Origin of the sequence: Novosphingobium malaysiense (assembly GCF_000802225.1) — a bacterium.
Lineage (GTDB): Bacteria > Pseudomonadota > Alphaproteobacteria > Sphingomonadales > Sphingomonadaceae > Novosphingobium > Novosphingobium malaysiense.
The window spans coordinates 1-1,359 of the sequence record NZ_JTDI01000020.1 but is presented as its reverse complement, the minus strand read 5'-3'; the positions used below and the strand labels follow the sequence as shown (position 1 = coordinate 1,359).

Annotated in this window: 2 protein-coding genes and 1 pseudogene; all 3 read right to left on the bottom strand. The window is 63.6% G+C overall.

The features are described 5' to 3' along the window. Positions 1-258, bottom strand: a 258-nt coding sequence (locus tag LK12_RS23295) for a phosphotransferase family protein (RefSeq protein ID WP_039290654.1), incomplete at its 3' end; no start/stop codon positions are given. Then, complete coding sequence (locus tag LK12_RS23290) at positions 246-983, bottom strand: SDR family NAD(P)-dependent oxidoreductase (RefSeq protein ID WP_039290651.1); 738 nt, start codon at positions 981-983, stop codon at positions 246-248. The genes LK12_RS23290 and LK12_RS23295, both read right to left, overlap by 13 nt. A gap of 9 nt (positions 984-992) precedes the next feature. Next, positions 993-1,359 (bottom strand): annotated as a pseudogene (locus LK12_RS23285) (TonB-dependent receptor); the annotation flags it as partial.

Here is a 1,359-nt window from a genome sequence, read left to right as displayed (position 1 = left end):
CGGGCGGGCAACCGGCGCCTCGCCGTAAAGGGCAGAAATCGCGGTATATTCGCGTGAAATGCCGGCGGCCGCTTTGTCCGACAAGGCGTTTACCGGGGGATGGCGCAGGACAAAGCGGCCCTCTCGTGCGGTGACCAGCCGCGTGACATTGGCATTCCCGCCTGCAAGCAGGTCACCGATTTCGACGTCGTGCAGGCCCGCATTCGCGGTTATCCAGTCGGCCAGCTTGCTGTCCGTCCTGGAAGTCACAGGCTGCACATCAGTCCTCCATCGGTGAACACTGTGGATCCGGTCATATACGTCGAGCCTGCTACCCAATAGCAAACCTCGGCGATTTCCTCCGCCTCCCCCATCCGGCCCAGGGGAATCCCGGCGACGATGGCGTCGCGCGCCTTTTTGCTGACACCACTTGTCATGTCCGTCATCACGAAACCGGGCACGACCATGTTGACGCGGATTTGTTTCCTTGCCAGCTCGGCTGCCAGCACGTTTGTCAGCCCGGCGAGGCCGGCCTTTGAGGCGCCATAGGCACTGTCGCCTGGAAACCCGCGAAATCCGACGACAGCGCCGACGTTCACGATCGCGCCGCCGTCGTGCATGTGGGGGAGGGCAGCGCGAACGGTATTCAGGGGACCGGACAGGTTAGTCGCTATCGAGGCGTCCCAGTCATCCTGAGCAAGTGCGCCGACTTTGCCCCCTCGATGGAGCCCGGCGCTGTTGATCAGGACATCGATACCTCCCCAGGTTTCGGCGACTGCCTCGCAACACTGGCGGATACGCTCGGCGTTGGTGATGTCGGCGGCCAGGCCAATGGCGTTTGCGCCAAAGCCAGCCGCCGTGTCCTCGATACCATCGCTCCGGGCGATCAGGCAGACCCGGTCCCCCGCCGCGAGCGCTCGCCTTGCGATCGCCAGGCCGATGCCTCGCGACGCGCCGGTCACCACCCAGCGGCGGGGTGGTGGCTGCGAGCCCGTAACGTCCATCGTATTCTCCTAGAAAGTCTGCGTGACCGCTACACCATAGGTCCTACGCGGTCGGGGAGCGCCGTAGCTCCAGATGCCCTGGACGTCGTACCCGATCGTCCAGCCCTTCTCGTTGGCCAGGTTCTTGCCAAACAGGCTCACTGTGGTCTGGTCGAACCGGACATTCACGGATGCATCGACCAGGTACTGGCCATCGTTGCGCAGGTTGGGATTGTTGAGGAACGTGATCTCGTGCGCGCCGATGTAATGGACGTCGCCCGTCACCCAGCCGGTCAGGTTGTCGGTTATTTCCGTCTCGTATGTGGCTCCGAGGTTCCACGTCCATTTTGGCGCGCGGCGGATCTTGAGGAAGGTCGCGTCCACGGGCGTACCGGTG